16 protein-coding genes are annotated in these 21502 nt (G+C 69.6%); 5 read left to right on the forward strand and 11 right to left on the reverse strand.

The window, feature by feature from the left end:
* Positions 1-8 precede the first annotated feature (8 nt).
* Genes tagR through tagH form a run of 11 tightly spaced genes read right to left on the reverse strand, consistent with a single transcriptional unit; the run spans position 9 to position 16406 of the window.
* The gene (gene tagR / locus ACM0M4_RS00540) at positions 9-1721 is read right to left on the reverse strand and encodes a type VI secretion system-associated regulator TagR (RefSeq protein ID WP_003106615.1); all 1713 of its coding nucleotides are present in this window, start codon (positions 1719-1721) and stop codon (positions 9-11) included.
* Complete coding sequence (tagS, locus tag ACM0M4_RS00545; RefSeq protein ID WP_003158496.1) at positions 1714-2913, reverse strand: type IV secretion associated ABC transporter permease TagS; 1200 nt, start codon at positions 2911-2913, stop codon at positions 1714-1716. The genes tagR and tagS overlap by 8 nt, the downstream gene beginning before the upstream one ends.
* Positions 2913-3632, reverse strand: coding sequence for a type IV secretion associated ABC transporter ATP-binding protein TagT (gene tagT / locus ACM0M4_RS00550; protein WP_003114657.1), 720 nt, complete (start codon positions 3630-3632; stop codon positions 2913-2915). The genes tagS and tagT overlap by 1 nt, the downstream gene beginning before the upstream one ends.
* Positions 3629-6727: a serine/threonine protein kinase PpkA gene (gene ppkA, locus ACM0M4_RS00555; RefSeq protein WP_023081677.1), complete on the reverse strand. Its 3099-nt coding sequence runs from the start codon at positions 6725-6727 to the stop codon at positions 3629-3631. Before ppkA ends, tagT begins: the two co-directional genes overlap by 4 nt.
* A 7-nt stretch (positions 6728-6734) precedes the next feature.
* On the reverse strand, positions 6735-7463 hold the full coding sequence (pppA, locus tag ACM0M4_RS00560; protein ID WP_003083639.1) for a serine/threonine phosphatase PppA: 729 nt from the start codon (positions 7461-7463) through the stop codon (positions 6735-6737).
* Between the two features lie 9 nt (positions 7464-7472).
* Positions 7473-8153 (reverse strand): type VI secretion system-associated protein TagF, encoded by a 681-nt coding sequence (gene tagF, locus ACM0M4_RS00565; protein ID WP_003083642.1) that lies wholly within the window; start codon positions 8151-8153, stop codon positions 7473-7475.
* Positions 8150-11683: a type VI secretion system membrane subunit TssM gene (gene tssM / locus ACM0M4_RS00570; RefSeq protein WP_003111851.1), complete on the reverse strand. Its 3534-nt coding sequence runs from the start codon at positions 11681-11683 to the stop codon at positions 8150-8152. Before tssM ends, tagF begins: the two co-directional genes overlap by 4 nt.
* Positions 11680-13029 (reverse strand): DotU family type VI secretion system protein, encoded by a 1350-nt coding sequence (locus ACM0M4_RS00575; protein ID WP_003118500.1) that lies wholly within the window; start codon positions 13027-13029, stop codon positions 11680-11682. Before ACM0M4_RS00575 ends, tssM begins: the two co-directional genes overlap by 4 nt.
* A gap of 6 nt (positions 13030-13035) precedes the next feature.
* Complete coding sequence (gene tssK / locus ACM0M4_RS00580; protein ID WP_003115052.1) at positions 13036-14370, reverse strand: type VI secretion system baseplate subunit TssK; 1335 nt, start codon at positions 14368-14370, stop codon at positions 13036-13038.
* A gap of 15 nt (positions 14371-14385) precedes the next feature.
* Complete coding sequence (tssJ, locus tag ACM0M4_RS00585) at positions 14386-14850, reverse strand: type VI secretion system lipoprotein TssJ (RefSeq protein WP_003083660.1); 465 nt, start codon at positions 14848-14850, stop codon at positions 14386-14388.
* 44 nt (positions 14851-14894) lie between these two features.
* Positions 14895-16406: a type VI secretion system-associated FHA domain protein TagH gene (gene tagH, locus ACM0M4_RS00590; protein ID WP_023086769.1), complete on the reverse strand. Its 1512-nt coding sequence runs from the start codon at positions 16404-16406 to the stop codon at positions 14895-14897.
* Between the two features lie 367 nt (positions 16407-16773).
* Between tagH and tssA the strand changes: the two genes are divergently transcribed.
* From tssA to tagJ, 5 genes are all read left to right on the forward strand, one after another.
* A complete protein-coding gene (tssA, locus tag ACM0M4_RS00595) occupies positions 16774-17808 on the forward strand; it encodes a type VI secretion system protein TssA (protein WP_003104975.1) in 1035 nt (344 codons plus the stop codon).
* Positions 17809-17896: 88 nt separating this feature from the next.
* Positions 17897-18415, forward strand: a complete 519-nt coding sequence (gene tssB, locus ACM0M4_RS00600) for a type VI secretion system contractile sheath small subunit (RefSeq protein ID WP_003083666.1) — start codon at positions 17897-17899, stop codon at positions 18413-18415.
* 12 nt (positions 18416-18427) lie between these two features.
* Positions 18428-19924 (forward strand): type VI secretion system contractile sheath large subunit, encoded by a 1497-nt coding sequence (tssC, locus tag ACM0M4_RS00605; protein ID WP_003104973.1) that lies wholly within the window; start codon positions 18428-18430, stop codon positions 19922-19924.
* A gap of 75 nt (positions 19925-19999) precedes the next feature.
* The gene (hcp, locus tag ACM0M4_RS00610; RefSeq protein WP_003083670.1) at positions 20000-20488 is read left to right on the forward strand and encodes a type VI secretion system receptor/chaperone Hcp; all 489 of its coding nucleotides are present in this window, start codon (positions 20000-20002) and stop codon (positions 20486-20488) included.
* Between the two features lie 167 nt (positions 20489-20655).
* Positions 20656-21501, forward strand: a complete 846-nt coding sequence (gene tagJ, locus ACM0M4_RS00615) for a type VI secretion system accessory protein TagJ (protein ID WP_003119488.1) — start codon at positions 20656-20658, stop codon at positions 21499-21501.
* The last annotated feature ends 1 nt before the right edge of the window (position 21502 follow it).

Genomic DNA, 21502 nt, shown 5'->3' on the forward strand with positions numbered 1-21502 from the left:
GAACTCCTTCAACGCCCGCTGGACGCGAGCAATTCCTTCAATACCGCCTCCGGCTCGGCCCGGTGCTGCTGGCGATAATCTCCGACGTGTTTGACGAACAGGGTCGCGCGCTTGACCAGGCTCTTGCCCAGAACCGGGTTGCGATTGAGTTCTTCCTGGATGCGCTGGAACTGCGCCTGGATCACCGCGTCGGTGTAACGGGTGCCGGTGGCGAGGTTGTCGATGTAGATGGCCAATGCGCCATCGAGGGCGCTGCGCCCGTTGGCGATGGCGCCGGCATAGAGCTGGGCGGTCGCCTGATCCCTGGCTGCCACGGCTTTCTCCCTGTCCTTCTTGAGGTTGGTCAGGCGTATGTTGTAGTTGTTGATCGTCTCGGCGACCAGTGCCGCCGACTGTATCAGGTTTCCGGCGGCCTCTTCGCGCTGCCGGGCGATCAACGAAACGTTACGCTTGAGTTCCTCGTTTATCTGGGCCAACTGCGCCTGCATCTGCGGGTCGCGGGTGGCGGCAATGATTCCGTCCAATTGCTTGGTGGGATCTTGAGCGTCATCGATGGCATCGGTCAATGCCGCTAGTCGGCCTTCCTTCTGCCATTGGGCGAACAGCTCGGGATAGCGCGAGCGCGGCGCGGACAGCGCGCCGATGGCGACACGGAAACCGGTGGTCTCGTTGCGCTGTTCGCTGCCGTCGGCGGCGAACAGCGGGTATTCGCGGCGCATCCCGGTGAATAGAGTCATCTCGCCTTCGAGATAGTTCCCGCCCTTCACCACGAAACCGCCATATGTGCCCTGCCGGCGACCGGCGTGGACCAGTTGGAAGGACTCCTGGACCATCTCCGCGGCATTGCCGATCACGTCGAACAGGCCCAGCGGGTTCGGCCGCTTCATCCCTACCGGCAACAGTCGCGCGGCCTGCCCGGTGCCGCCGGCGACCTGGTTGTACACCGCCCAGTCGCCCAGCGGGCCTTCCTGGTCGCTGCCCTCGACCTTGCGCGGGAACAGCCGGCCTTCCAGTTCCTGGCGGCTTACCGCCTGGCCGCCGCGCGCGGCGAACTCCCACTCGACCTCGGTGGGCAGGCGGACGAAGCCGATGCCGCCGTCCTCGGGATTCTTGCCGCGGCCGCTGACCGGCAGCAGTTCCGGGTGGTTCTTCAGCAGCCAGGCGCTGTACACCGCGCCGAAGCGTTCGGCGTCGAAGCGCGAGAGGTTGACCTTGGGCAGCCGCGCGGCCATCCCGTCCGGCACGTCGCAGGCCGGCGCCTCGCCCTGGCCGGAGAGCGCGGCCGCCTGGCTCATCACCGCGGCGTACTGGCGGGCGGTCACCTCGTACTTGCCGATGAAGTACAGCATCGGCTTCAGCGGGGTGCCGGCGGCAGGCTTCGGCAGGCTGGCGGAGAGCTTCTGCTGCCAGGCCGGTGCCAGGTCGGCGAGGCTGAACTGGCCGTTCACGTAGTCGCGCCGGTAGCCGGAGATGAACGACTGCTGGTAGCCCGCCTCGCCTTCGTTGAAGGCGTAGCCGAGGTTGACCTCGCGATCGTCGAGGGCGCCTTCGGCGAGTACGTAGACATGCCGGAAGACCATCTCGCCGCCACACGGCAGCGGCAGGGCGACGTCGTCGGCCAGCGGCTTGGGATTGTCCGGCGAGTCGCCTTCGGCCCAGGCCGGCGCGGCAAATGCCAGGCAGGCGCCGAGTGCGAGCGGAAGAATGGCTTTCTCAAACATCGCGTAATCCCTCTGCGGCTTCGATCCGCGCCGCGCGCCAGCCGCCGCTGGCGGCGGCCAGGACGCTGCACAGCAGCGTGGCGAGCAGCGCCGTCAGGTAGTGGCTGGGCAGCAGGCGGCAGACGAACTCGCCGCTCTGGTTGTCGAACAGGTGGTTCAGCGCGCCGGCCGTGGCGGCGTACAGCAGCCCGGCGAGGAACAGGCCGAAGACGGCGCTGAACAGCGCCAGGAGCATGACGAAGCCGACCAGCGCGGCGGTCGGGAAGCCCAGCAGACGCAGCACCGCCAGGGCGCGGCGCTTGCGTTCGACGGCGGCCAGGCTGCTGGCGGCGATGGCGGCGAAGGCACCGCCGATGGCCAGCGCGGCGACGATCCAGAACACCAGGCCGAGGTTGCGGCTGAGGCTGCGCACCTGGGCGATGGCCTCGGCCTGGGTGGCGACTTCCACGCCACTCGCGACGAAGTGCCGGCGCAGCCCTTCCACCGCATCGAGGTCTCGGGCGTACAGGCGGAAGCCCGGGTAGATGCGTGCGCGCGGGGTCTCGCCGGCCTTCCCCGGCCAGCCGTAGGCGGCCACCGCGCGACCGTCGCGATAGTCCTCGGCGGCTTCCAGCAGGGCCAGCGGGGCGAACAGCGCGTCGCGGGCGAAACGCTCCTGCGGCAGCACCGCGAGCACATCCAGCTCCAGGCGCTGGCTCTGTGCCTGGCCATCCATGCGCCGGCCGATGCGCGCGACGATGCGCTCGCCAGGCTGGGCGCCGAGTTTTTCCGCGGCGCCGTGGCTGAGCACCACGCGGGTCGGCCGGTCGGGTTGCGGCAGGCCGGCCAGCAGCGGGTCGCCGGCGGCGCTGGGAATCATCTCGACGCTCAGGGCGGTCTCGCCGCCGCCGCTGAGGTCGGCGGTGGCGGCGATCTGCCGGGTGCGCGGCACGGCGAAGGCGACGTCCGCGCGTGCGGCCAGGGCGGCGATGTCCTCGGCACGGTAGCGGGCGCCGCCGACCGGAATGATCTCGCGCACCGAAGGCGCGCGCTCCAGCCGCTCGGTGAGGGTGCTGACCAGGCCGTACTTGAGGCCGAACAGCACCAGCAGCGGGGTGATCACCGCCGCCAGGGCGAAGATCGCGCAGAGCGACAGGCGCGCCTCGCCGCGGTAGTCGGCCCAGGCCAGCGAGAGCAGCAGGCCGGCGCGCATCAGCCAACTTCCTCGAGGCAGGCGCCGACGCTGTCGTCGGCCTCGCGTTGCCAGCGGATGGCCAGGACTTCCAGGCCGGCGGCGCGAGCCAGGCGCTCGTCGTGGGTGGCGACCACGGTGCAGGCGCCGCGCTCGCGGGCCTGCTCCACCAGCAGGCGCATCACCCGTTCGGCGTTCAGCGGGTCGAGCGCCGCGGTCGGCTCGTCGGCCAGCAACAGGCGCGGCGCATGCGCCAGGGCGCGGGCGATGGCGACCCGCTGGCGCTGGCCGACCGACAGCGCCGCCGGTTTCTTGTCCAGCTGGTCGCCGATTTCCAGCCGCTCGGCCAGCGCCTGCACGCGCTCGGCGGACGGGGCGCCGAGCAACGCGCAGGGCAGGCCGATGTTGCGCCGCACATCGAGGAACTCGAGCAACCCGCCGCTTTGCAGCACGTAGCCGCAGTGCTGCCGGCGCAGCGCCGCCAAGCGGTCCTGGCGGCCGTCGCGCCAGAGCGCGGCGATGTCCTGCGGGCGTTCCCCGGCGAGGAATTCGAAGCGCCCGCCCGGGTCCGGCGCCAGGGCCAGCGCCAGCAGGTCGAGCAGGGTGCTCTTGCCGCAGCCGCTGGGGCCGACGATGGCCAGCTGGCGACCCGCGCGCAATTCCAGCGCCGGCACCCGCAGGCGGTAGCGCTGGCGACCGGCGCCGTGGCTGCGGGCGACCTCGTGCAGGCGCAGGATCATGGCAGCGTCGACAGCGGCACGCGGTACAGCGCGTCGCCGGCGTCGGCGTCGCCGAACCGGACCCAGTTGGCGACGTCGTTGTGGAAGGTTTCGTAGAGGCGGATCTTCGACTCCAGTTCGTCGATGAAGTCCTGCTGTTCGGCGACGCTCAGCGACAGCCAGAGGTCCTGGGTCATGTTCAGCGACTTGCTGCGGTACGGCAGGCCTTCCAGGTATTCGCCGAGCACGCCGCTCTGCGCCAGGTTGCTGCCCTTCACCAGTTGCGCCGGGTCGCGGCTCATGTAGGCGCTGGCGCTGGCGATTTCCTGGAAGAAGTCCTTGGGCGAGGTCTGGGTACGCTTGGCCGCGTCGACGATCAGTTTCAGCGACTGTTGCAGTTCGTTGAGTTGCAGCTTGCTCAGCAGCACGCAGACCTGGAACGCCGGCAGCGCCGGGTTGGTCAGGTCACGGTCGGCGGTCCAGGCGGTGACGACCTGCGGCGCGCGCACCGGGTCGCGGCGACCGAGGAATTCCATCTGCATGGCGTAGCCGATGGCCGCCGACTTGCTCGCCACGCTTGGCGCGGCGTCGAAGCGCGGCGCCTGCGGCTTGCGGTTGCCGGCGTCGTGGACCAGGTCGGCGAACACCGTGCCGATCTCCTTCACCGTGTTGCCGAAGGCGTTCACCTCGCCGCCGGCCACCGGGATGTAGAGGTCGGCGATCTTCGGGTTGGCGTCGGCGGTGAGGCTGCGGTACTGCTGCTCGGCGTAGCCGTGGTTGTTCTTCCCGGCCGGGGTGCGCAGGTGCAGGGCATAGATCTTCACGCCCTTGCGCAGCGCCGCCTGGCGGACCTCGGCCTCGTTCATCTGGGTGCGCCCGAGCGGGTCGTTCTTGCGCAGCGCGCCGGCGTCGGTGACCAGCAGCACCACGCGCCCGGCGTAGGGCGACCAGTCCATTTCGTCGACCGCCTGCATGATCCCGGCGAAGGCGTCTTCGTTGAACGAGTGGCTGGAGACGTCGGTGGCGCGCACCTGGCTGCTCAACTCGGCGAAGCGCTGCGCGTCGTTGCCCGGTTGCAGCGGCACCAGGGTCTTGCTGACGTATTCCAGGCCGGGGGTCTTGTCGGTGTTGTTGCGGAAACCGACCAGGCCGAAGCTGACCTTGTCCAGGTCGCCGCGCTCGCCGATCTGCCGCTGCAGGCCGTCGATCACCTCGCGCACGCGGTCGATGTAGGGCTGCATCGACACCGAGGTGTCCACCACCAGGACGATGCCGGTGCGGAAGGTGTCGCTCGCCGCGCCGCTGGCGCCGCCCTGCCCGGCCTGGCCCGGCGCCTGGGGCGCCGCGGCGCTGCCGCCGGGGTCGATCGAGGCGACCTCCAGCAACTGCGCCGGCTGGCCGTCGGCGTCGAAGCTTTCCTTCGAGTCGAAGATCGGCAGCAGGTAGAACTGGTCCTGGGGGATCGCCCGGTCGTTGGGCTCGACCGCGACCACCTGCGGATCGCCCTTGTGATCCACCGCCTGGGTCAGGGTGTCGCGCGCTGCGCGGGTATCGCCGAGCAGGCGCTCGACCTGCTCGGCGCTGTTGAGGAACATCACCGGCGCGCGGCCGGAGCGTTCGGTGAACTTCAGCACCAGGCTCTGCTTCCAGTCGCTCACCGCGCTGGCCGGCAGCCAGCCGTCGCCCTCGCCGTTGCTGGAGGCGCCGACGCGCAGCCAGGGGCTGCCGCCGACCTGCTTGCGGGCGTATACGTAGAGCACCGAGAAGGCCGGCACCGCGCCGGCCCGGGGCGGGCCACCGGCCTCGGCGGAGATGGCCGCGCCGGGCTTGGTCAGGACGCGCTGGAACAGCGTCTTCTTGCCCGGCATCAGCAGCGGACGGTCGCCGCCGTCCTGTTCGGCATCGGCCACCGGGGTCTGCTGCTGCGGCTTGTCCGTCGGCGTCTGTCCCAGCGGCGCTGGATCGACAGGGCTCGGTGCGTCGTCCGAGCCCAGCAGCCACCAGGCGCCGCCGCCGATCGCCAGGAGCACGGCGGCCGCGGCGGCGGCGATCAACGGCGTGCGGCTGCCGCCGGCACGTGGCTTCGCCGGCGGCAACGGAGGCGGCGGGGGCGATGGCGGTTTCGCCGCTTGCGACGGCGGAGGCGGAGGCGGCGTGGCGCCGCCGGCGCTGGGCGTGACCGGCGGCAACTGGATCGACACCGGTTGCAGGCCGCCGAGGTCGGCGGGCGGCAGGGGCGCGGGTTCGGCCGGCGGCGGGTTGCTCGCTCGCGGCGAGTCCTGCGGCGTCGCCAGCGGACGGATCTGGGTGGCTTCCAGGGCGCTCGGCGCCAGGCGGTCGAGGGCGGCGATCAGCGCGCCGGCAGTGGGGAAGCGCTCGGCCGGGTCCTTGGCCAGCAACTGGCGCAGGATGTCCTGGTAGCGGCCCTGCTCGATCGGCAGTTCCGGCAGCGGCTCGGTGAGGTGGGCCAGGGCGGTGGAGAGCGAGTCCTTGCCGTTGTAGGGCAGCTTGCCGGTGAGGATCTCGTAGAGCACCACGCCCAGCGCGTAGAGGTCGGCGCGGCCGTCGATCTCCTGCCCGCGGGCCTGCTCCGGGCTCATGTAGCTGGGGGTGCCGACGGCGAAGCCGACCTGGGTGAACTGGGTATTGTCCTCGATCGACTTGGCGATGCCGAAGTCCGAGAGCACCGCGGTGCCGTCGGCGCGGAACAGGATGTTGGCCGGCTTCACGTCGCGATGCACCAGGCCCTGGGAGTGCGCGTAGCCGAGCGCGGCGGCCACCTGCCGTACGTAGGCCAGGCCCTGCTCGGGATCGAGGCCCTGCTGGATGCGCTCCTTGAGCGTGCCGTTGGGCAGGTATTCCATGGCCATGTAGTAGCAACTGCCGACGTTGCCGATGTCGTGGATGGTCACCGTGTTCGGGTGCGACAGCCGCGCCAGGGTCCGACCTTCGCGCAGGAAGCGTTCGGCGAAGCTCGGGTCGGCGGCCAGCGCCGCGGCCATCACCTTCAGCGCCACCTTGCGCTGCAGCGAGCGCTGGGTGGCCAGGTAGACCGTGGCCATGGCGCCTTCGCCCAGCTCGCGTTCGATGTCGAATCCCGGAAGTTCTATGTCCATGTCCGTCTCAGAAGGCCCTGACCACCAGGGCCGTGATGTTGTCCGGGGCGCCGCGGGTCAGGCCCAGGTGGACCAGGCTGCGGACCACCGCATAGGGATCGCTGTGGCTGAGCACGTCGCGCAGTTCGCTGTCGTCGGCGGTCTTGTTGAGGCCGTCGCTGCAGAGCAGGAAGCTGTCGCCGGGCAGCACGTGCAGCGCGGCTTCCGACAGTTCCAGTTGCTCGTGCACGCCGACCGCGCGGGTGACCACGTTGGCGCGCGGATGGTGGCGCGCCTCTTCCTCGCTGATCAATGCGTTGTCGAGCAGCTCCTGGACGTAGCTGTGGTCCCGCGAGATGGCTTCCAGCACGCCGCCGCGCAGGCGGTACAGGCGGCTGTCGCCGGCCCACAGGCAGCTCGCCTGGTTGCCGCGCGCGGCGAGCAGTACCAGGGTGCTGCCCATCACGCTGACGCCACGCAGGCCGGCCTCCTGGCGAACCCGCTCGTTGACCTGGGCGAGGCCGGTGCGCAACGCGCCGACGTAGGCCGGTAGCGAGGAGGCCGCCGGGATGCGCCGCAGGGTATCGACGATCAGGCTGCTGACGAAGTCGCCGGCGGCGTGGCCGCCCATGCCGTCGGCGACCACCCAGAGTCCCGACTCGGGGGCGTCGAGACTGGCGTCTTCGTTGACCTTGCGGACCATGCCGACGTGGCTGTAGCTGGCCGACCTGTAGTAGCTGACTGAGTTGGGCACCATCAGTTGTCCTTAACCGGGTATGCCGGGAAAGAGCGGGATCACCTCGCCCTCTCCGGTGAGGAATCGTCCGAACGCCGGCGCCGGCGGCAGGCCCTGGTAGCGCATCAGGCCGGCGGAGATCCGTGCCGAGCCGCGTCCCCACCAGTGGCTGGCGCCGTCGCAGGCATGCTGGGCCAGCGCGGCGAGGCGCTGCGCCGGGGTCACCGCTTCGCTGCGCAGCAGGTTGCCGCTGATCAGCGATTGTTCGATGCGTGGTCCGCAGGGAGGGGCCGGGAGCTGCGCCACCGCCTGCTCGAAGGCCTCGACCTCGGCCTCCGGTTCGAGGGTGGAGAGCAGCAGGCTCTCGACCTGCTCGAACCAGCCGTCGTCGCCGCCGACCAGCCCGCCGAGGTCGGCGTTCGCCGGCAGCAGGCAGGCGACGGTCAGCGGGAAATAGCGACCGACCCGGTCGATGCTCGGCATCACCACCCCGGCCACCGCTTCGCCGCCGAGCAGGCCGGGGGCGATGGCGAAGCGCCACAGCGGGCTGGTCAGGTAGGCGTCGAGCCAGGCCGCGCCGAGTTCGTCCTGGCTGGCGCGCATGCCGCTGGCCAGCCAGGCGTCCCAGGGTTCGACGAAGGTGTTCGGCAGGCCGCGGCTGACGAAATCGCCGCGGCCGGCCAGCTTGCCGTAGAAACCGACGCTGTTCAAAGGCGCTCCGGGAGGCTGAAGCCGGACACGACCCGGCTCTTGAAGGGGTTGAAGGCGCTGCTGGCGCGCAGCTCGCAGGCGATGCTGGAGCCGTCGATGCGCAGCCGCAGGGTGAAGCGGTCCGGCGAGTTGCCGCGTTCCAGGTCCGACTGGTCGAGCAGGCGGAACCAGGCCCAGGGGCCCTCCAGGGTCAGGCCGGAACGGCCGCTGCTGGGCGGCGGCGTCACCGTCAGGCGGACCACGCCGAGGCCGTTGGCGCTCGGCCACTGCATCGCCACCGGGCGGGCGGGGCCGTGGTCGTAGGTCAGCTGCTGGCCGTCGAGGTCGAGGATGAACTGGCTGATCGCCGCGTCCATGGTCACCGGCTTGAGTTCGAAGCGCACCGCCGGCTGCATGCCGCCGGAGCGGAAGAAGGCGTCGCGGATCGCCGCCGCGCGCTGGAAGGTGTGCAGCACGCCGGGGTTGATGCCGAGCTTCTGCGCCGCGCCGGGCTGCCAGCGCCAGGTGCTGGCGGAGGTGTCGACGTAGGGTTGCAGGTACTGGCGGAAGTAGCTGTCCATCACCCCGCCGGCACCGAAGAAGTGGCCGAAGTCTTCCAGGGTGGCGTCGCGCGAGCTGCCGGCGGCGATCGGGTAGCGCCCGGCCAGGGACTGCCGGTAGACGCTGACCACATCGCTTATCCAGGCCGCGTTGAGCTGGTTGCGCACGCTGCCCATCATGCTGCTGGTGGTGGAGTTGACCACGTTCTTCACCAGGCCCTGGACCACCGGCGGCTGGCGCTCGGCGCTGAGGGCCACGCGCGAGGCGGCGGCGGCCACCTGGTTCTTGGCGTCGCCGAGCAGCGAGTCGCCGCTGGCTCCGGCCATGGCGCTGACCTGTACGTAGAGCGCGTTCATGTCCTCCAGCAGGCTGTCGATCGGCGCCGGCTCGTTGCCGCCCTCGCCCTTGCTGACCAGGCTGTTGAGTTCGGCGAAGTGGGCGCTGATCGGGTCGCTGTCGGCCTGCTGCGGCTGTTCGCGGGCGCCTTCCTCCTCCTCCTGGCCGACCAGCGAGCCGAGGCGCTGCTTGAGCTTGTCCACGGTGCCGTCGGCGGCCTTCTTCACTTGCGCGGCGACCAGCCGGTCGCCCTTCTGCAGGTCGGTCTCGCGGGCCACCGCCTCGAGCAGCTTGCGGAACGGCGAGGTCGGCCCGGAGAGAATGCGCAGCACGTCGGCGGCCTGGGTGACGTTGGTGATCGGCACCACGGTGAGGTCGGCGAGCAGGTCGTCCCATTGCCGCAGGTAGTCCTGGAAGTACAGGCGACGCACGTCGAGGGCCAGGTTGGCGGCGTCGCCGGCATCGTTCAGGTCGCGCCCGAGCACCCACTGTTCCTCGGCGATGGTGCCGGCCTGGCTGAGGCTGGCGGTGAGGAACACCTCGCGATAGCCGCGATAGGTGAAGAAGCCGCTGAGCGGGTCGGTGAGCGGCTTGCCGCTCTTGCGCGCGAACACCAGCGGCGCGTCGCGGCCGGCGGCGTCGCTGATGCGGAAGTCGGGCACGTCCTTGGGCAGCCTCTGCCGCTTGACCCGGTCGTAGACCCGCTGCGCCACCGGCAGTTGCTGCAACTGGCGGCGCAGGTCCTCGACCAGGTCCTGGTCCAGGCGCGCCGACGGCGGCCGCCGTTCGAGCAACGCGTCGAGGTGCGCGTGCAGCGCCTGGCGCTGTTCCGGCGAGAGGTCGCGCGGCAGGTTGCGTTCCCAGTCGAGGCTGATCCAGGCCTTGATGAAGTCGGCGTCGTAATGGTCTGGGCTGCCGAGCATCAGGTAGGCCTTCAGGCCCTCGTAGAGGAAATCGCTGCTGCCGCCGGAGCGCAACTGTTCCTCGATGCGGGTCACCAGGCGCGGGGCGAACACCGCGATCAGCAGCTTGCGGTAGACGCTGGCGGACTCCTCGCCGAGCATGTCGCCCTGGTACAGCCCGTAGCCTTCGGCCCAGCTCGGCGCGTCGCCGGCGAGATTCTGCACCGCGTTGAGCTGTGGCAGTACGGCCAGGACGTCGCGCTGGGCCGGGCTCAGCGACTCGATGCCGCGCGCCAGCGGGTCGACGCGCTGGTCGACCGCGGCGATGTAGCTCTGGTTGGCGCGGTAGCTGGCGATCCATACCGCCGTCACCGCCAGCACCACCAGCGCGGTGGCGCTCAGCGCGCCGATGGTCAGCCATTTGCGGCGGCGCTCGACCTTCGGGTTGGTGCCGACCAGGCCGCGTTCGCCGAACGCCACTTCGCGGAACAGCCGCTCGATGAAGTAGCTGCGCCCGGTTCCGGTCTGCCGCGCCAGGTGCTGGCGGTCGAGGTTCATCGACTGCGCCATGCTGCCGATCAGGCGGTCGATCGGACTGCCTTCCTGGGTTCCGCTGGTGAAGTACAGGCCGCGCAACAGCGGGCGTTCCTCGTAGGGGTTGGGCTTGAACACGCCGTTGAGGAACTCGCCGAGGCATTCGCGCAGGGCGGCGAATTGCTGCGGGAAGCCGTAGACCAGGTCGCGCCGCGCCGGGTCGCGCTCCTGCTGCAGGCGTTCCACCAGGCGCGCGGTGAGACGCTGTTCGAGCAGGGCGAATTCGCTGTCGAACACCGCCAGCGGGCCTTCCGCGCTCTTGCCGTCGTCGAGGGCGAAGGTCATCCCCCAGACCTGCGCGCGTTCCTCGCGGTTCAGGCTGTCGAAGAACTCCATGAAGCCCGGCACCAGGTCGAACTTGGTCAGCATCACGTAGATCGGGAAGCGCACCCCGAGCTGCTGGTACAGCTCCTGGATGCGCGCGCGGATCGCCTGGGCATGGGCGGCGCGCTCGGCGTCGCTGCCCAGCAGCAGGTCGGAAAGGCTGATGGCGATGAACGCGCCATCGATGGGGCGGCGCTTGCGCTGGGTCTTGAGCAGGTCGAGGAAGCCCAGCCAGGCGGCCTTGTCCACCTGGGCGTGGCTGTCCTGGGTGGTATAGCGGCCGGCGGTGTCCAGCAGCACCGCTTCGTCGGTGAACCACCAGTCGCAGTTGCGCGTGCCGCCGACCCCGCGGATCGCCCCGGCGCCCATCTGTGCGGCGAGCGGGAAGTCCAGGCCGGAATTCATCAGCGCGGTGGTCTTGCCCGAACCGGGCGGGCCGATGATCACGTACCAGGGCAACTCGTACAGGTTGCGCCGCTCGCTGCCGCCCAGCTTGGCCCGCTTGAGCAGGGCCAGGGCCTCGTCCATGCGTTGCTTGAGGGTCGCCAGCTCTTCGGCGGTGGCGACGCTGGCGGCGTCCGGCGCGCTGACCTCGGCGAGACTCTGCATGACCTTCGCCGCGTTGCGCCGGGCCTGCACGATGCGCAGCACGCGGAAGCCGATCCAGACCAGGAACAGCAGGACGATCAGCACCCAGCGGCTGGTCGCCGAGGCCAGCGGTTCGTAGTTGCCCAGGCGCAGCAGCGGGCCGAGGAACCAGATGATCAGGCTCAGGGCGAGCAGGCCGAGCACCGGCACCACCCAGCGCGCGAAGAAGTTGAGGAAGCCTTTCATTGCGCGCCCTCCGCGAATACGGTGATTTCCACCCGGCGGTTGCGTGCGCGGCCTTCGGCGCTGGCGTTGCTCGCCACCGGCTCGGTGTCGCTGCGCCCTTCGGCGGTGAAGCGGCCGGCGTCGCCGGTGGTCGCGCCGAGCAGGTCGGCGACCTCCTGGGCGCGGGCCTGGGACAGTTTCCAGTTGGACGGGTAGCGCAGCGTGGCGATCGGCCGGTTGTCGCTATGGCCGGTGACCAGCACCTGGCCCTTGACCTTGCGCAGGGCGTCGGCGATGCGCAGCAGCAGCGGCTGGAACTCGTCGCGCACGCTGGCGCTGGCGCTGGCGAACAGCTCGTCGCCGCGGATGGTCACCACCGAGCGGTCGACGGCGTCCTCCACCGCCACCCGCTGGGCCTTGATGTCGTCGGCGAGGAAGCGCGCCAGGCGTGGCCGCTCGATCACCCGCGGCTGCACCGCCGGGCGGTCGATGGCCTGCACCGGGATCTCGCCGATGGCGTGGATGCGCTTGAACACCGGCTCGGCGTCGGCGGCCAGCTTCATCCGCAGGCCGAACAGCAAGGCCAGCAGCAAGGCCAGGCCGATGGCGATACCGACCCACGGCGGCAGGTATTGCGAAAGGCGGTCGCGCATCACGCTGAGGCCGCGCCAGTGCGGCGACAGTTCGTGCTCGTACTCGCCGCGGGTGCTGCGGATCACCGCCGCGGTGCGCTCGCGCAGCGCCTCCAGTTGGCTGCGGCCGTCGTGCATGACCCGGTAGCGGCCTTCGAAGCCGAGGCTGGTGCACAGGTACAGCAGCTCCAGCAGGTGCAGGCGCTGGTGCGGGTTCTGCAGGCAGTGTTCGAGCAACTGGAAGACCTTCTCGCCACCCCAGGCCTCGTTGTGCAGGGTGATCAGCAGGCTCTGCTTGCCCCAGTCGCTGGTGCTGCCCCACGGCGTGCTGAGCACCGCTTCGTCGAGGGCGGTGCAGAGCACGTAGCGCGCCAGCATCACCTCGTCCGGCGCCACGCCGGCCTGGCGTGCCTTCTCCTCGAACTGGCGCAGGTAGCCGAGCAGTTGCGCGCGCAGGCTGGCCGGCGCCGGATGGGCGATGGTGTTGCGCAGGCGGGTGAGCATCGCCAGCAGTGGGCCGGCGGCCTGCTCCAGCGGGTTGAGGCCGTCGCCGCGGCCGCTCAGCGGCGCCAGGCTGGCCATCGGCGGCGGCGTGTAGGGATCGCCGCCGCGGGGGCCGCCGGCCGGTTCCGGGGCGCGGCCGCCGGGACGCGGCATGATCATGGTGCGGTCGTCGGGCGGGCTTCCGTTGCCGCCGCCGGCCGGGGTGCCGAAGGGATCGTCGATGGGAGGCATCGTTGCTTATCCTCGAATGGCCCAGAAGGCCAGGTTCAGCCCGGGGAACTGGCCGGCGATGTGGAAGGCGAAGCCGCCGGAGTGCGTCAGCTGCTTCCAATGCGCGCTGCCGCGGTCCAGTTCGAAATAGGTGGAGCCGGCGTGGTAGGGGATCTGCCGCGGCGCCACCGGCATCGGCAGCAGGCCGATACCCGGCAGTTGCAGGTTGACCAGGTCGCGGATGTGCTCCACCGAGCCGACCTTGGCCTGCTGCGGGAAGTGCCCGCGCAGGCTCTCGCCGGGGACGTCGGCGCGCACCACCAGGACGAAGCTGGCGTTGTCGATCAGGCTGCGGTCGCTGAGCATCGCGACGTGCACGCCGTAGGCCTTCTCGACGATCGGGATGGCGATCGCCTTGGCGTCGATCACCGTCGCCAGCGCCTGGCGCAGGGCGAGCATCACCGGGGCGAAGCTGGCGGCCAGGTCGTCGTGGTTGTACACCGGGTACTCCTCGGGACGCCGCTGGCTGGCGGTGAAGGTGCAGAACTCGCCGGCCAGGGCCACCAGTTCGCGGTACAGCTCCTGCGGGTGCAGCGGGCGCACGCGGGACAGGTGACCGGTGAGGGCCTCGGCGCGGTTGACCAGTTGCAGCAGCAGGAAGTCGGCGATTTCCGAGGCGCCCCCGGCGCTTGAGGCCACCACCCGCCCGGCGAGGGCTTCGCCGCGCTGGTGGAGCAGGCCCAGCAGCTCCTTGGCGAAGGACGCCAGGGGCGGCGCGGCGGCAATGTCGAGTACCGGCGGCAGGTAGTCCTCGTCCAGGCTCAGGGCCTGGTCCGCGCGCTTCTCGCGGACCCGCGCGACGCCCACCGCGGCGTATTCGCCGAGGCCGTCGCGCTCGGTCAGCAGGCGGAACGCCTGGCTGCCCAGGGCCACTGGCGCGCGGCTCTCGAAGGCGGCATTGTCGTCGCGCACTTCCTGCACCTGGCTGACGTAGCGGGCGCCGCCGAGGGCCTCGCCCTCCTCTACCGTGTCGCGGGTGCCGACCCGCTTCAGCGGCAGGCCGAGGTAGACGATGCCATCACGCAGGCTTTCCTCGACATTCAGCGGCGCCGGCGCCGGATCGTCGGCGGGGATGTTGAACGGCGTACCATCCGGCAGCACGCCGCGGGCGCTGACGATGGCCAGCTTGCCCTGGGTCAGCAGGGCATCGTCCAGCTTCAGCTCGGAAAAGCCCCAGCCGCCCGCCAGGAGCGAGCGGCAGCGGCCATCCACCAGGGTTTCCAGGTAGCGGTCGTGCTGCTGGAAATGCTGTGGCCGCAGGAACATGCCTTCGGACCACACCACGCGGTTATTCCAGGACATAGGGACTCCGAAGGTTCAGGGCGCGGGACGCGCGACGATGCCGATGGCCTGCGCGCCGAGCGTGATGTCGAGATGGCTGGTGCGTTGCCCCGGCACGTCGAGGACCTGGCGCCAGGTGGCGCGGTCGAGGTCGCGGTAGGCGGCGACGAAACCGAGCTGGCGGGTCTGCTCGTCGAGCGTGCGTTCGATGCGCCGTTCCTCGCCCGGACGCAGGAGGAACTCGTCCTGCTCCACCAGGTCGCCACCGAGGGTCGACTGGGCGTTGTCGGTGAGGGCGAAGTAGTCGGCGCGGCCGAACGCGGTGTCTTTCTTCAGCTCGTACAGCCGCAGGCGCAGCGGCGCCGCCTGGCCGGCGGCGGACGGGTTGAGGTTCGGTGCGGCGTGGAGCCAGATCACCACCCGGGTCGGCGGGGTTTCCGGCGGGCTGGACGAACAGGCGGCGAGCAGCAGCCCGAACAGCGCGACGATCAGTTTCTGCATGGTGTCGTCCTCATTGACGTTGTTTCTCCTGGTGTTCGTTGGCGTCAGGAACGCCGTAGTCGAGCGCTGTGTTCCTCGTAGGCGCGGCTGAATTCGCGGCCGAAAAGCTCCTGGAAGTCGTCCTCCGCCTCGCGCAGGATCTTCGCGTACAGCTCGGTGAAACTGTCCCAGTTCTGTGCCTGGCGGGCCCCCGGCAGCAGGCCGGAAAGCCCGGCCGGCTTGCCGAAGCGGGCTTCCAGCGCGGCCGGTTCGAAGCGCGCCAGCAGGTGGCGGATGGCGGCCTGCACGCCGGCCATCACCGCCAGCTGGTGCGCCTTGAGGTCTTCGAAGCTGTCGGCCACCGCGCGATCCGGCGCCATGAACGCCTGGTTGTCGCGGCGCAGCAGGAGCAGCATGGCCTCGTCGACGTTCGGCGCGAACTTCAGCGGGTTGTTCTGCACCGGCTGGATCATGGTCTGCGCCATGCGGAACTCGCCCTTCAGGCTGGCCCGCGCGCGCAGCACGTCCACCAGTCCTTCCACCAGGCCGCGATAGCTGCGGCCGATGGCTTCCATCTGCGCTTCGGCGCCGGCCGGGTCGACCTTCAACTGGGTCATGCCGGCGCCGCGCAGGAACGCTTGCAGCAGGTCGCCGCCGGCCGACGCGGCGGCGCTTGCCGGCGGCGTCGGCGCCGCCACGCTCGCTGGCTGTGGCTGTGGCTGTGGCTGTGGCTGTGGCTGTGGCTGTGGCTGTGGCTGTGGCTGTGGCTGTGGCTGTGGCTGTGGCTGTTGGGTGATCCCTGGGTCGGCGAAGGGCATCGCCAGCGGCGTCGGTTCGGCCGTCGGCAGCGGCTGGGCGACGGGCGTGGCGCTTGGCGCGGGCGTGTTGCCGAGCAGTTCGGCGAACGGGTCCCAGTCGGCCGGAATCAGCGGTGCGCCGCCAGCGGGCGGTGGCGCCGGGGTGGTCGCGGGGGGCGGCGGGATCACCGGTTCCGGCGGGCGGAAGTCGTGCTGTTCGGCCGGTACATGGTCCGGACGCGGCGCCGCGCCGGGCGGCGGCGGGGTGAGGAAGTCGAACAGGTCGGGCTTGGTGTCCAGCGGCGAGCCGCCCTGGAAATGCGCCGTCACCGCGGGGTGCGGGGTGGGCGCCGGTTCGGCGAAGGCAGGCGCCGATCCGGCGGCCTGCCGGCTCATCAGGGCGTCGAAGCTGGTGAACGGATCGGTCTGCGGATTGCCGCTGCCGGGCAGGGCGATGTCATGGCCGAGCTGGACGAGGATGTCGTATTCGCCGAGGCGGACGGTCTCGCCGTCCTGCAGCGGCTCGCTGTTGCCGCGGCGCAGGCGGTGCCCGGCATTGACCAGCAGCACGCCGTTGGTGCTGGTGTCGGTGAGGTAGTACACCCCGTCGCGGTTGAGGATGGTGCAGTGGCGGCTGGAGACCAGGCGCTCCGGGTCCGGCAGGACCCAGTCGTTGTCCGGGCCCCGACCGATGGTCAGCTGTCCCTGGTCCAGTACCTTTTCCGAACACTGACCGGGGGTCAGCTTGTGGTAGCTGGTGATGGTCAATCGCAGCGGCATTGCTACTCCTTGCATTGCCAGCGCCCGGCTCTTCCAGGCGCTCACCCCCGTGCCCGAGGGATTTCGGTTCGCATCCAGGCTGGCCCGACGGCTTTCCGGCGTTTCGTCGCCTCGGGAAGACACATCGGGTGATACCGGATTATAAAAGACTAATCCTACGTCTTTTAAAGATTTGTCCGATCTGCGGTGTCATGCAACTAGTGGCGTTGTGCCTTCCTTGACAAGCCTTGCGGCATGCCACAAGAATTTTGCCAACCTTTCGAGTCATCCGATATTCATCAATGGCTCCTACAAGATCCGACGGAGTGGATCTTACAAGCGAAGGTGAGGGCCGCGCAGCGGCTTCGATGATAGGGAGATCGTCACCGTGCTGGATGTACCCGTTTTGCTGGCTGCCGTATCCCCGGACTCGCCCTGTGGCGACGATCTGGAGTACGACGCCGCGTTCCTCGAACTCGAACGCATCGCCCAGGGCCAACCCGAGCGCCAGATGGGCGATGCCGTGCTGCCCGCCGAGCCGCCGGAGTGGCCGCGCGTACGCGCGCTGGCCAGCGAACTGTTCGGCCGTAGCAAGGACCTGCGGGTAGCCAACCTGCTGCTGCAGAGCAACGTCGCCCTCGACGGCCTGGACGGGCTCGCCGACGGCCTGCTGCTGGTCCGCGAGCTGCTCGGCCAGTACTGGGACGGCGTCTATCCGCTGCTCGACGCCGATGACGACAACGACCCCACCTTCCGTATCAACGCCCTCACCGGCCTGGTCGCCGAACCGTTGCTGCAACTGGTCTGGGCGATCCCGCTGGTGCGCTCGCGGGCGTTCGGCCCGGTCAACCTGCGCGCCGCGCTGAACGCCGCCGGGCTGCAACGCTTCGCCAGCGAGACCCTGAGTCCCGAGCAGATCGCCGGCGCCTTCGCCGATGCCGACGCCGATGCGCTGGCCGCCACCCGGCGCGCCCTGGAAGGCGCCCAGGAACATGCCCTGGCCATCGAGAGCGGCGTCGCCGAACGGGTCGGCTCGGCCCAGGGACTCGACCTCGGTCCCCTTCGTCAACTGCTGCGCCAGGCCCTCCAGGTGTTCGACCTGTACGGCCCGCAGGGCGCCGGCGAGCCCTTGGCGCCGGGCGCCGAAGCGGCCGCCGACGAGCAGGGGGGCGCCGCGCCTGTCGCAGCCGTCGCCGCGCCGGCACCGCGAGCCAGCGGCGAGATCGCCAACCGCGAAGACGTCCTGCGCCAGCTCGACCGCCTGCTCGAGTATTACGTTCGCCACGAGCCGTCGAGCCCGGTGCCGGTGCTGCTCAAGCGCGCCAAGACACTGGTGACGGCCGACTTCGCCGAAATCGTGAGGAATCTCATCCCCGATGGGATTTCCCAGTTCGAAACCCTGCGAGGCCCGGAAAGCGAGTAACGCCTAGCGGCCGTCCGGGCCAACGCTGCAAGCCGCCGGGGCGATTCCGACGGCGCTAACAACCGCCGTCGCGCGAGGGAGAAACAAGATGGGAAGCACTACCAGCAGTCAGAAGTTCATCGCCAGGAACCGGGCGCCACGCGTGCAGATCGAGTACGACGTGGAGTTGTACGGTGCCGAGAAGAAGGTCCAGCTGCCCTTCGTCATGGGCGTCATGGCCGACCTCGCCGGCAAGCCCGCCGAACCCCAGGCGGCGGTCGCCGACCGCAAGTTCCTGGAGATCGACGTGGACAACTTCGATGCCCGGCTGAAGGCGATGAAGCCGCGGGTGGCCTTCAACGTACCGAACGTGCTGACCGGCGAAGGCAACCTGAGCCTGGACATCACCTTCGAGAGCATGGACGACTTCAGCCCCGCCGCGGTGGCGCGCAAGGTCGATTCGCTGAACAAGCTGCTCGAGGCGCGTACCCAGCTGGCCAACCTGCTGACCTACATGGACGGCAAGACCGGCGCCGAGGAAATGATCATGAAGGCGATCAAGGACCCGGCCCTGCTTCAGGCCCTGGCCAGCGCGCCGAAGCCCAAAGACGACGAGCCGCAGGCGTAAGAGGATTCCAGCATGGCCGAATTGAGCACCGAGAACCTGGCCCAGGGCCAGACCACCACCGAGCAGACCAGTGAGTTCGCCAGCCTGCTGCTGCAGGAGTTCAAGCCCAAGACCGAGCGCGCCCGCGAAGCGGTGGAGACCGCCGTGCGGACCCTCGCCGAGCATGCCCTGGAGCAGACCAGCCTGATCTCCAACGACGCGATCAAGTCGATCGAGTCGATCATCGCGGCGATCGACGCCAAGCTCACCGCGCAGGTCAACCTGATCATGCACCACGCCGACTTCCAGCAACTGGAAAGCGCCTGGCGCGGCCTGCACTACCTGGTCAACAACACCGAGACCGACGAGCAACTGAAGATCCGCGTGCTGAACATCTCCAAGCCGGAGCTGCACAAGACCCTGAAGAAATTCAAGGGCACCACCTGGGACCAGAGCCCGATCTTCAAGAAGCTCTACGAAGAGGAATACGGCCAGTTCGGCGGCGAGCCCTATGGCTGCCTGGTCGGCGACTACTACTTCGACCAGTCGCCGCCGGACGTCGAGCTGCTCGGCGAGATGGCGAAGATCTCCGCCGCCATGCACGCGCCGTTCATTTCCGCCGCCTCGCCGACGGTGATGGGCATGGGTTCCTGGCAGGAACTGTCCAACCCGCGCGACCTGACCAAGATCTTCACCACCCCGGAATACGCCGGCTGGCGTTCGCTGCGCGAGTCCGAGGACTCCCGCTACATCGGCCTGACCATGCCGCGCTTCCTGGCGCGCCTGCCCTACGGGGCGAAGACCGATCCGGTGGAAGAGTTCGCCTTCGAGGAAGAAACCGACGGCGCCGACAGCAGCAAGTACGCCTGGGCCAACTCGGCCTACGCGATGGCGGTCAACATTAACCGCTCCTTCAAGCTCTACGGCTGGTGCTCGCGGATCCGCGGCGTCGAGTCCGGCGGCGAGGTGCAGGGCCTGCCGGCGCACACCTTCCCCACCGACGACGGCGGCGTGGACATGAAGTGCCCGACCGAGATCGCCATTTCCGACCGCCGCGAGGCGGAGCTGGCGAAGAACGGCTTCATGCCGCTGCTGCACAAGAAGAACACCGACTTCGCCGCCTTCATCGGCGCGCAGTCGCTGCAGAAACCCGCCGAGTACGACGATCCGGACGCCACCGCCAACGCCAACCTGGCGGCGCGCCTGCCCTACCTGTTCGCCACCTGCCGCTTCGCCCATTACCTGAAGTGCATCGTTCGCGACAAGATCGGTTCCTTCAAGGAGAAGGACGAGATGCAGCGCTGGCTGCAGGACTGGATCCTCAACTACGTCGACGGCGACCCGGCCCACTCCACCGAGACCACCAAGGCCCAGCACCCGCTGGCGGCGGCCGAAGTGGTGGTGGAGGAAGTCGAAGGCAATCCGGGTTACTACAACTCGAAGTTCTTCCTTCGCCCGCACTACCAGCTCGAGGGACTGACGGTATCGCTACGCCTGGTATCCAAGCTGCCTTCGGCCAAAGAGGCCTGAGGCATTCAACGACAGCGCCTGCCATGGTGGCGGGCGCTTGCATAGCGTAGTGGCGCGAGCCACACGGGAGGAAAGATGGCTGTTGATATGTTCATCAAGATCGGCGACGTCAAGGGTGAGTCCAAGGACAAGACTCACGCCGAGGAAATCGACGTGCTGGCATGGAGCTGGGGCATGTCCCAGTCCGGGTCGATGCACATGGGCGGTGGCGGCGGCGCCGGCAAGGTCAACGTGCAGGACCTGTCGTTCACCAAGTACATCGACAAGTCCACGCCCAACCTGATGATGGCCTGCTCCAGCGGCAAGCACTATCCGCAGGCGAAGCTGACCATCCGCAAGGCCGGCGGCGAGAACCAGGTCGAGTACCTGATCATCACCCTGAAGGAAGTCCTGGTGTCCTCGGTGAGCACCGGCGGCAGCGGTGGCGAGGATCGCCTGACCGAGAACGTGACCCTGAACTTCGCCCAGGTCCAGGTCGACTACCAGCCGCAGAAGGCGGATGGCGCGAAGGACGGCGGTCCGGTCAAGTACGGCTGGAACATCCGCCAGAACGTGCAGGCCTGATGAGCCGGCTGCCGGTCATGGCGTGGCCAGGCCATGCCGTGGCCGGTGCGAGCGCCCGCCATGCCGGGTGCCGAAGGCGCGCGCGGCGCGCCGCGGACCTCGTCCGCCCGACCTCCTGCCGGAGGTACTGAATTCCACCGGGTCGTCCGTCGCGTCCGCCGGGCGCCATGGCCGACCCTTCATTCGCATCCGGGCGCCTGGGCTCCCGGCTACAGGGAAGTATCGCGATGATCGCCGAAGAACTGTTGCGCGCCGGGCGCCTGGACGATGCCTTGAAAGCCTTGCAGGAACAGGTGCGCAGCCAGCCGTCGAACGCTACCCTGCGGATCTTCCTGTTCCAGCTGCTGGCCGTGATGGGCCAGTGGGCGCGGGCGCAGAACCAGCTCAAGGTGGTCGGCGAACTGGATGCCTCGGCGCTGCCGATGGTACAGACCTACTCCACCGCCATCGACTGCGAGGCGCTGCGCCGCGAGGTGTTCGCCGGGCGCCTGACGCCGGTGATCCTCGGCCAGCCGGCGGAATGGATCGCGCCGCTGTTGCAGGCCCTGAGCCTGGACGCCGAAGGCCATGGCGAGGCCGCCCAGGCCCTGCGCGAGCAGGCCTTCGACGCCGCGCCGGCGGTGCCCGGGCGGATCGGCGAAGCGCCGTTCGCCTGGCTGGCGGATGCCGACACGCGCCTCGGCCCGGTGCTCGAGGTAATCGTCAACGGTCGCTATGCCTGGTTGCCGATGAGCAACCTGCGCAGCCTCAAGGTCGAGGCGCCGAGCGACCTGCGCGACCTGGTCTGGCTGCCGGCCGAACTGACCCTGGCCAACGGTGGCGCCACCGTCGCGCTGCTGCCGGCGCGCTACGCGGAAACCGTCGAGCACGGCGACGACGCCGCGCGCCTGGGGCGCAAGACCGAATGGCTGGACAGCGGCCTGCCGGTCGGCCAGCGGCTGTTCGTCACCGATGCCGGCGAGACCGCGCTGTTCGACCTGCGTGAACTGGACTTCGAGCCGACGGACGCCTGAC

It is taken from the genome of Pseudomonas sp. 18-147 (assembly GCF_051048045.1).
Classification (GTDB): domain Bacteria; phylum Pseudomonadota; class Gammaproteobacteria; order Pseudomonadales; family Pseudomonadaceae; genus Pseudomonas; species Pseudomonas aeruginosa.

What these genes read in the sequence shown, in the direction of transcription:
- tagR (WP_003106615.1), bottom strand. Translation starts at nt 1,721, where the DNA reads ATGTTTGAGAAAGCCATTCTTCCGCTCGCACTCGGCGCCTGCCTGGCA.
- tagS (WP_003158496.1), bottom strand. Translation starts at nt 2,913, where the DNA reads ATGCGCGCCGGCCTGCTGCTCTCGCTGGCCTGGGCCGACTACCGCGGC.
- tagT (WP_003114657.1), bottom strand. Translation starts at nt 3,632, where the DNA reads ATGATCCTGCGCCTGCACGAGGTCGCCCGCAGCCACGGCGCCGGTCGC.
- ppkA (WP_023081677.1), bottom strand. Translation starts at nt 6,727, where the DNA reads ATGGACATAGAACTTCCGGGATTCGACATCGAACGCGAGCTGGGCGAA.
- pppA (WP_003083639.1), bottom strand. Translation starts at nt 7,463, where the DNA reads ATGGTGCCCAACTCAGTCAGCTACTACAGGTCGGCCAGCTACAGCCAC.
- tssM (WP_003111851.1), bottom strand. Translation starts at nt 11,683, where the DNA reads ATGAAAGGCTTCCTCAACTTCTTCGCGCGCTGGGTGGTGCCGGTGCTC.
- ACM0M4_RS00575 (WP_003118500.1), bottom strand. Translation starts at nt 13,029, where the DNA reads ATGCCTCCCATCGACGATCCCTTCGGCACCCCGGCCGGCGGCGGCAAC.
- tssK (WP_003115052.1), bottom strand. Translation starts at nt 14,370, where the DNA reads ATGTCCTGGAATAACCGCGTGGTGTGGTCCGAAGGCATGTTCCTGCGG.
- tssJ (WP_003083660.1), bottom strand. Translation starts at nt 14,850, where the DNA reads ATGCAGAAACTGATCGTCGCGCTGTTCGGGCTGCTGCTCGCCGCCTGT.
- tagH (WP_023086769.1), bottom strand. Translation starts at nt 16,406, where the DNA reads ATGCCGCTGCGATTGACCATCACCAGCTACCACAAGCTGACCCCCGGT.
- tssB (WP_003083666.1), top strand. Translation starts at nt 17,897, where the DNA reads ATGGGAAGCACTACCAGCAGTCAGAAGTTCATCGCCAGGAACCGGGCG.
- tssC (WP_003104973.1), top strand. Translation starts at nt 18,428, where the DNA reads ATGGCCGAATTGAGCACCGAGAACCTGGCCCAGGGCCAGACCACCACC.
- hcp (WP_003083670.1), top strand. Translation starts at nt 20,000, where the DNA reads ATGGCTGTTGATATGTTCATCAAGATCGGCGACGTCAAGGGTGAGTCC.
- tagJ (WP_003119488.1), top strand. Translation starts at nt 20,656, where the DNA reads ATGGCCGACCCTTCATTCGCATCCGGGCGCCTGGGCTCCCGGCTACAG.